Annotated in this window: 6 protein-coding genes and 1 pseudogene; 4 read left to right on the top strand and 3 right to left on the bottom strand. The window is 70.8% G+C overall.

Annotated features, from left to right (window positions below):
* Positions 1 to 840: pseudogene (locus ACFXGJ_RS23270) on the top strand (RND transporter); the annotation flags it as partial.
* Position 841: 1 nt separating this feature from the next.
* Here the strand turns inward: ACFXGJ_RS23270 and ACFXGJ_RS23265 are convergent.
* Together ACFXGJ_RS23265 and ACFXGJ_RS23260 are read right to left on the bottom strand one after the other, a co-directional pair.
* Positions 842 to 1,465 carry a DUF1707 domain-containing protein gene (locus tag ACFXGJ_RS23265; RefSeq protein ID WP_378625472.1) on the bottom strand — a complete coding sequence of 208 codons (624 nt, stop codon included), beginning with the start codon at positions 1,463 to 1,465 and terminating at the stop codon, positions 842 to 844.
* 27 nt (positions 1,466 to 1,492) lie between these two features.
* Entirely contained in the window at positions 1,493 to 2,653 is a 1,161-nt protein-coding gene (locus ACFXGJ_RS23260; RefSeq protein ID WP_378625469.1) for an AI-2E family transporter, read from the bottom strand.
* 167 nt (positions 2,654 to 2,820) lie between these two features.
* Here ACFXGJ_RS23260 and ACFXGJ_RS23255 point away from each other — a divergent pair, with 167 nt between their 5' ends.
* Positions 2,821 to 4,275, top strand: coding sequence for an adenylate/guanylate cyclase domain-containing protein (locus tag ACFXGJ_RS23255; protein WP_378625475.1), 1,455 nt, complete (start codon positions 2,821 to 2,823; stop codon positions 4,273 to 4,275).
* Between the two features lie 53 nt (positions 4,276 to 4,328).
* Positions 4,329 to 5,498 carry a YbhN family protein gene (locus ACFXGJ_RS23250; RefSeq protein WP_378625466.1) on the top strand — a complete coding sequence of 390 codons (1,170 nt, stop codon included), beginning with the start codon at positions 4,329 to 4,331 and terminating at the stop codon, positions 5,496 to 5,498.
* Here the strand turns inward: ACFXGJ_RS23250 and ACFXGJ_RS23245 are convergent.
* On the bottom strand, positions 5,443 to 6,141 hold the full coding sequence (locus tag ACFXGJ_RS23245; protein WP_378625464.1) for a FadR/GntR family transcriptional regulator: 699 nt from the start codon (positions 6,139 to 6,141) through the stop codon (positions 5,443 to 5,445). The genes ACFXGJ_RS23250 and ACFXGJ_RS23245 overlap by 56 nt on opposite strands.
* 164 nt (positions 6,142 to 6,305) lie before the next feature.
* Between ACFXGJ_RS23245 and ACFXGJ_RS23240 the strand changes: the two genes are divergently transcribed.
* On the top strand, positions 6,306 to 8,012 hold the full coding sequence (locus ACFXGJ_RS23240) for a 2-isopropylmalate synthase (RefSeq protein WP_378625462.1): 1,707 nt from the start codon (positions 6,306 to 6,308) through the stop codon (positions 8,010 to 8,012).
* Positions 8,013 to 8,063 lie beyond the last annotated feature (51 nt).

Genomic DNA, 8,063 nt, shown 5'->3' with positions numbered 1-8,063 from the left:
ATGAAGCTCCTCGGCGACGACTGCTGGTGGGCGCCCGCCTGGATGAAACGCATCCAGGAACGCCTCGGCCTCGGCGAACCCATCCTCGACGACGAGCGGATGCCGGAGAACGTGCCGGAGATCGCGGCGGTCGGCATCGCGCTGGCGCCGGTCGCGCCGGTCGCGGCCCGCGCGTCGAACCCGTTGACCCGGGACGCCATCGAGCGGGTGCTGCCGCCACGGACCGCGGCCGCCTCCCGCATCGCGGAGACGGTGGAACCGCTGGTCGGCGAGCCGCTGACCGAGCCGATCCCCATGATGGGTTCGAACCCCGTGGTGTCCCCGCCGCGCCCCGAGCCCGCACCGTCGACGCCGCAGGCGCGGGTACCCGCGCCGCGGGTGGCGGAATCGACCCCCTCCGCGCAGGATCGCCCGATCGAGAGCTGGCTGCAGGACCTGCGGATGCCGGCCCGCGAGCGGGCGAACGTTGCGGTCCCGACCGGGCAGCACGGCGCGCCCGCCCAGAACGGTCTGTCGCAGAACGGGCACGGCGGGGTGCCGAACGGTTCGCCGCAGCCCGCGGCGGCGCCGTCGAGGCAGGTTCTGCCGCCGCGTCCGGTTCCGCCGCAGGCCAGGCCCGCCGCCACCGCGCCGATGCCTGCGCCCGCACCTCGGGCAGCCGCGCCGGTCCCGCCGCCCGCACCGCCGAGGGTCGCCCCTGCCCCGGCCCCTGCCGCGCCGGCGCCGACGCCCACGCGCGAAACCGACGAGTCGGCCATCGAGCCCGGGCGGCACCGTCACACCGAGGGCGCCCCGACGGTCAGCGTGAGCGAACTGCTGGCTCGGCAGAAGCGGGAATGAGTCAGCCGAGCATCCGCTTCCAGGCCGTCCCGAACGGGTGCTTGGCGGTGATCGACCCGAACCGGACCTTCCCGCGCACCACCAGGTGCAGCGGTCCGGGCTGAGGTCCGGTGCGCACCCTGTTGGTCGCGCTGCCTCCGACGGTGTCGACCCCGTTGAGGTCGACGGTCGCCTCGGGCGGGACGATCAGCGTGGTGGTCCCGCAGAAGTCGTCGACGACCAGTTCGACCACCTGGGTCTGCATCACCGCCTCGCTGAAGTCGAGGGTGACGGTGGACAGCTTGCTGCTCACGTGGAGCGTCGGCGGAACGTGCCACGGTCCCTTCCGGGTCACCGACGTCAGGGTGGCGCGCACGACGTTCGTCGGTGTCGGCACCGGAGTCGGCGCCGCGTAGATCGGACCCGATGCCGCGGGCTGCGGCGGCGCCTCCTCCGTGACCACCCGCATCCCGGGCAGGTCGTAGAGCACCGCGTTCAGCTCACCGCGGGTCCGGGCGGCCAGCGCCGTGTCCATCCGTTCGGTGAACTCTCCGAGCGAGAGCATCCCCTGTCCGACCGCCCGCTGCAGCAACTGCCCGACGTGTTCGCGTTCCGCATCGGACACCCGCAGATCCCTTGCCTCCATGGCACCAGAATAGGGTGCCGCACCGACCTAGTCGGGTTCGTCCGGCGTGACCGGGAACAGCGGTAGGTGCGGGTCCTCCACGTCGACCTCGTCGGGAACCTCCTCCGGGTTCTCGGCGAGCAGCGACCGGATCGCCGTGTTCATCACCGCGACGGTCGGCACCGCGAGCAGACCGCCGACGATGCCAGCGAGCACGATGCCGGTCGCGATCGCCAGCACCACCGCGAGCGGATGCAACCGGACCGCGCGGCCGAGCATCAGCGGCTGCAGGACATGCCCCTCGAGCTGCATGATCCCGATGATGATGCCGAGCGTGATCAGCGCGGTGATCAGGCCCTTCGTCACCAGCGCCACGAGGACCGCGACGAAGCCGGCGAAGAAGGCACCGACGATCGGGATGAACGCGCCCATGAACACCAGCGACGCCAGCGGCAGGGCAAGCGGGACACCCAGGATCGCCAGGCCCGCGCCGATGCCGACGGCGTCGACGGCCGCGACCGCGACCGTCGCGCGGACGTAGCCGACCAGCGAGCGGTAGCCCTGGCTGCCCGCCAGCCGGACCCGTTCCCGCGAGCGGGTGGGGACGATCCGGGTGACGAACTCCCAGACCTGGTCACCGCCGTACATGAAGAAGATCAGGGTGAACAGGGTCAGCGCAGCGCCGGTGAACAGCTCCCCGATGACCTTGCCGGTGGTGAGGGCGCCGCTGGTCAGCGCCTCCCGGTTGTCCTGGATCGACTTGACCGCCGAGTCGCCGGCGTTGCGGATCTGCTCCTCGGAGAAGTGGAACGGTCCGGAGGTCAGCCAGTCCTGGATCTGGTTGATCGAGTGGGTGAACTGTTCGGTCAGACCGGGGATGCCCGTGACGAACTGCTCGACGACGAAGGTCATGATGCCCGCGACGATGCCGATCGCACTGATCAGCACGACGATCACCGCGGCCGACCGCGGGACGCCCTTGCGCTGGAACCAGTTGACCAGGGGGGACAGCAGCGCGGCGCCGAGCAGCGCAAGGCCGACGGGGATGAGCACCGTGTCGAGCCTGCGGACAAGGTAGCCGAGCGTCAGGAGACCGGCGAAGAGCACCAGCAACCGCCAGGTCCACTCGGCGCCGACTCGGACCAGCGGGTGTACCGACGCGGCGTCGGCGCCCCGCGGTGGAGTCTGGGGCGACTCTTTCGCGGTCACCCGCGCGAGCCTATCGGCCGGACCGGGGTTTTGCGGGACGTGCCCGGACGGCCGTTTCCCGAGTCCGCGTCGTCGACGGTCCCGACCACCGCGTTAAATTGGTCGTTGTGCTGGCATCCTCCTACCGAGCGGTCGCGCTGACCATGCGCAGTCGTTGGCCGCTCTACATGGGGTCGATGATCCTGGCGAACTTCATCGGCGCGGTGCTGGTGCTGGCGTTCATCCGGTACGGGCTGCCGATCACCGAGTCGGCGGCGATCGTGGCCGACCGGCTGCGGAACGGAATTGTCTTCGGCGTCTACCTCTTCCTGGCCGGGGTGGTCAGCCTCGGCGCGGCCGCGCTGATGCTGCGCTCGGTGATCCGCTGGCAACTGCGCGGTGGCCCCCCGACCCGCAGCGAGCAGATGGCCGCGCTGCACGCCCCGCTCCGGCAGGCCATCGTGCACCTCATCCTGTGGGTGATCGGCGGGGTCCTGTTCGTCGCGTTGACGGTCTCGGAGATGCCCGAACTCGCCGTCGCGGTGGTGGTGACGGTGTGCATGGCGGCGACCACCACGTTCGGCTTCACCTACATGCTCGGGGAACGCATCCTGCGGCCGGTCGCGGCGCGGGCGCTGAGCGAGGGTCGCTTCGACCGGACGCTCGCGCCCGGGGTCGGCACCAGGATGGCGATGACCTGGGGCCTGGGCACGCTGATGCCGGTGATCGGCATCATCCTGCTGTGCGCCACCCAGCTGAGCACCGACCTGCAGTTCTCCACCAACTCGCTGGCCGTGGCGATCCTGCTGCTGTCCGGGATGACCATCACCACCGCATTCGTGCTGTCGATGCTGACGGCCAGCCAGATCTCGGACCCGATCCGACAGTTGCGCCGAGCCATCGAGCGGGTCCAGCGCGGCGCGACCGACGTACAGGTCGAGGTGTTCGACGGCAGCGAGATCGGCCGGTTGCAGGTCGGCTTCAACCGGATGATGCAGGACTCGGCCGAACGGCGGGTGCTGCGCGAACTGTTCGGCCAGCACGTCGGCGAGGACGTGGCGCGGCGCGCGCTGCAGTTCGGCACGGAGCTCGGCGGCGAGACCCGGTTCGTGGCGGTGCTGTTCGTGGACATGGTGGGGTCGACCGGGGCGGCGGCCGAACAACCGCCGGGCGAAGTGGTCAGCCTGCTCAACGAGTTCTTCCGGGTGGTCGTCGACGTGGTCGACCGTCATCACGGCTTCGTCAACAAGTTCATGGGGGACGCGGCGCTGGCCATTTTCGGCGCCCCACTGGACCGGCCGGACGCCCCGGCCGCGGCGCTCGCCGCCGCGAGGGAGCTGCGGTTCGCGCTCAACGACATCACCGGACTCGACATCGGCATCGGCGTGTCGGCCGGACTCGCGGTGGCCGGAAACATCGGTGCCGCCGAGCGATTCGAGTACACGGTGATCGGCGACCCGGTCAACGAGGCGTCCCGGCTCACCGAGCTGGCCAAGCTGCGGCCGAGCCGGGTGCTGGCCTCGACCAGCGCGGTGTACTTCGCGGACGACGAGGAGCAGGCGCAGTGGGAGCTCGGCGAGGAGGTGCAGTTGCGGGGCCGCAATCGGGTCACGCATCTGGCCAGCCCGATCCGGTACCCGTAACCACCGGTCCGGTGTCTGCGAGCGATTCGCCGGTTGTTGGCTAGTCTGGGCTAGTGGTAACGCCGCAGCCGGACCCGAACGCGGACGCGGGCGTCCCCGAACGTCGCCGCGGGCGCTTCTGGTGGGTCAAGTGGGCGGCCGGAGTCCTCGTCGTCGCGCTGTTGTTCGCGGAGGGCGTGTACCTGTGGCCGCGGCTGCACGAGTCCTGGCGAGCACTCACCGAGATCCACTGGGGCTGGCTGGCCGCCTGCATCCTCGCGCAGGCCGTCTCGCTCAGCGGATACGGCCGGGTGCAGAAGCAGTTGTTGCACGCGGGCGGCGTCGACGTCATCCAACGCAAGTCGGTCGCGGTGGTCTACGCGTCGACGGCGATGGCGGTGACACTGCCCGCCGGCCAGGTCTTCTCCACCGCCTTCACCTATCGGGAGACTCGGCGCTGGGGAGCGAGCCCGGTGGTGGCGTCCTGGCAGCTGGCGATCTCCGGGGTGATCGCGGCCGCCGGCCTGGCCCTGATCGGATTCGGTGGAGCGCTGCTGGTCGGGGGCTCGGTCAGCCCGTTCACGCTCACGTTCTCGGTGTTCGGGCTGATCGCCCTGGTCGTCGCGGTGCGCTACGTCTCCTCGCATCCGAGCTCGATCGAGTCCGGTGCCCGCTGGGTACTGGTGCGGGTCAACTCGATGCGCGGCAAGCCCGCCGACACCGGGATGCACGCGGTCCGCGAGACCCTCGCCCAGCTCGAGTCCGTGCAGCTCGGCAAGAAGGACGGCGCGATCACGCTCTGCTGGTCTGCGGTGCACCGGATCGGCGACGTGGCGTGCCTCGCCTTCGCCTGTTACGCCATCGGGGCCGATCCGCTGTTGTCGGGACTGCTGATCGCGTTCGCCGCGGGCAAGGCGGTCGCGACCATCCCGTTGGCGCCCGGTGGGTTGGTGTTCGTCGACGCCACCCTGATCGCGACGCTGACCACCGCGGCCAGCATCAGTGCCTCACAGGCCGTCGCGGCCGCGTTCGTCTACCGCGGGGTGAGCTTCATCCTCGTGGCCCTGGTCGGCTGGGTCGTGTTCCTGTTCCTCTTCCGTGGGCACCAGCACGAGGACCTCGAGTTCGACGTCGAGCTCGAGCGCGCCGAGCAGCAGTCCCTGCAGGGGCGTCAGCCCGCCGACCCGCTCACCGACCCAGCCGCCGAACCGCGGCCAGCATCGCCTCCAGGTGCGCCCGACTGATCGCCACCGCGGCCTCGGCGTCACCCGACACGACCGCGTCGACCAGTGCCCGGTGCTCGTCGGCGTCGGGGTCCGGATCTCGATCGCGGACGCCGAGTAGTTCGACCATCTCGACCATCGCCTCGGTCAGCCGGGGCACGAACGTCTCGAACAGTTCGGTCAGCACCGGGTTGTGGGCGGCGACCACGACCGCTCGGTGCACGTCGATGTCGGCGTCGACGAACTCGCGGTCCCCCTCGGCGAACGCCACCGCACGGCGGTCGAGTGCGCGCCGCATCGCGAGCTCGTCGTCCTCGTCGGCCCGTCCGGCCGCGAGCCGGGCCGCCTCGACCTCGATGGCGTTGCGGACCTCGACCACCGCCGCGATGCTCTCGGCGCGCAGCACCGATTCCCAGCCGTCCCCGCGGACCGGTTCGGTGCGTTCGACGAAGACGCCCGCGCCCTGCCGCGCCCGGAGCAGTCCCTGGCCGGCGAGCATGCGCAGCGCCTCGCGAACGGTGGATCGCCCGACCCCCAGTTCGGCGGCGAGGGTGGTCTCCCCCGGCAGCTTCGCCCCGACCTCCCACTCGCCCGCGGCCAGCCGGCGTAACAGCAGGTCCGCGGCCTGATCGGCCAGCAGGTTTCGGCGCAGCGGCGCGACCACACAAACTCCTCGGGTTGTCAGACAAGTTGATTTCGCCTAGCGTACCGCTCGTGGCCATTCGCGGACTGCTCCTCGACTGCCGCGGCGGGGTCTGACCGGACCGGCTCCCCGCCGCGGGGTTCCGCCGTGCCGGTCGACCGACCGTCACAGCAGGAGCTCGCACCATGAACTGGAATCGCCAGACCCCGTCCGCCATGCCCTCGCACCGCTATCGCCCGTACTCCGATCGGGTACCGGTGCCGCTCGTCGAGCGCAGGTGGCCGACCAACCGCACCACCGTCGCGCCGCTGTGGGTGCCGGTGGACCTGCGCGACGGCAACCAGGCCCTCGCCGAACCGATGGACCCCCAGCGCAAGCGCCGCTTCTTCGAACTGATGGTTGGCATGGGCTACAAGGAGATCGAGGTGGGCTACCCGTCTGCCAGCCAGACCGACTTCGACTTCGTCCGTGACCTCGCCGAGCAGGACCTGGTACCCGACGACGTCACGATCGTCGTGTTCACCGCGGCCCGCACCGACCTCGTCGAGCGGACCTACGCGGCGGTGCGGGGGCTGCCGAATGTCGTGGTGCACATGTACACCGCGACCGCGCCGACCTGGCGCGAGGTGGTCCTGGGATACGACCGGGACGCGTTGCACCGCTTGATCGTCGACGCCGCGCAGGACGTGGCTCGCGGCGGCGATCACCATCCGGGAGTGCGCTACGAGTTCTCGCCCGAGGTGTTCAACCTGACCGAACCCGACTTCGTACTGCAGGTGTGCGACGGCCTCACCGCGCTGTGGGACGCCTCCCCCGACCGGCCGGTGATCCACAATCTTCCTGCGACCGTGGAGATCTCGACGCCGAACGTGTACGCCGACCAGATCGAGTACATGCACCGCAACCTGGACCGCCGCGACTCGGTGATCCTGTCGGTGCATCCGCACAACGACCGCGGCACCGGTGTCGCCTGCGCCGAACTGGCGGTGCTCGCCGGGGCGCAGCGAGTGGAGGGCTGCCTGTTCGGCAACGGCGAGCGCACGGGGAACGTGGACCTGGTGACCCTCGCGCTGAACCTGCACGCCCAGGGGGTCGACCCGATGATCGACTTCTCCGACATCGACGCCATTCGGCGAACGGTGGAGCACTGCAACAGGATCGAGGTGCACCCGCGGCATCCGTACGGCGGGGACCTGGTCTACACCGCGTTCTCGGGCACCCATCAGGACGCGATCAAGAAGGGGTTCGCGCACCACCGGGCGCGCGCCGCGGCGGCCGGCACCGATCCGGCCACCGCGCCGTGGGAGGTGCCGTACCTGCCGATCGACCCGCACGACGTGGGCCGGGACTACGAGGCGGTGATCCGGGTGAACAGCCAGTCCGGCAAGGGCGGCATCGCGTACCTGCTGCAGCGCGGCCACGGCATCGACCTGCCCCGTGCGTTGCAGATCGACTTCGCCCGGCACGTCCAGCTCGCCACCGACGACAGCGGCGCCGAGGTCACGGCCGACCAGCTGTGGGAATTGCTGCAGGCCAAGTACTTCCATCACGGCGAGCTCCCACAGTGGACCGTCGAGCACGTCGACGAGGGCGATCGGGTGCGCGTGCGCGGCTCGCTGGACGGGGCGCCGTTGGCCGGCGAGGCGATCGGCGGCGGACCGGTGGAGGCCCTGACGCGAATCCTGGCCGCACACGGCCACGAGGTCGAGGTGGCGAGCCTGGTGCAGCAGTCCCTCGGGGAGGGAAGCGACGTCCGGGCGGTGACGTACGCCCGGTGCCGGGTCGACGGGGACACCCGGTGGGGCATCGGCCTGGACTCCTCGGTCACCGCCTCCGCGCTGCGGTCCGTGCTGGCGGCGGCGTCCCGGACCCACACCCCCGCCCTCACCTGACCCACCCGAACCGTGCGTGATCTGCACCCCGACCGGGGTGCAGATCACGCA

This window comes from Rhodococcus sp. NPDC059234 (genome assembly GCF_042754225.1).
GTDB lineage: Bacteria > Actinomycetota > Actinomycetes > Mycobacteriales > Mycobacteriaceae > Rhodococcus_G.
This window is presented reverse-complemented; position numbering and strand designations above follow the sequence as displayed.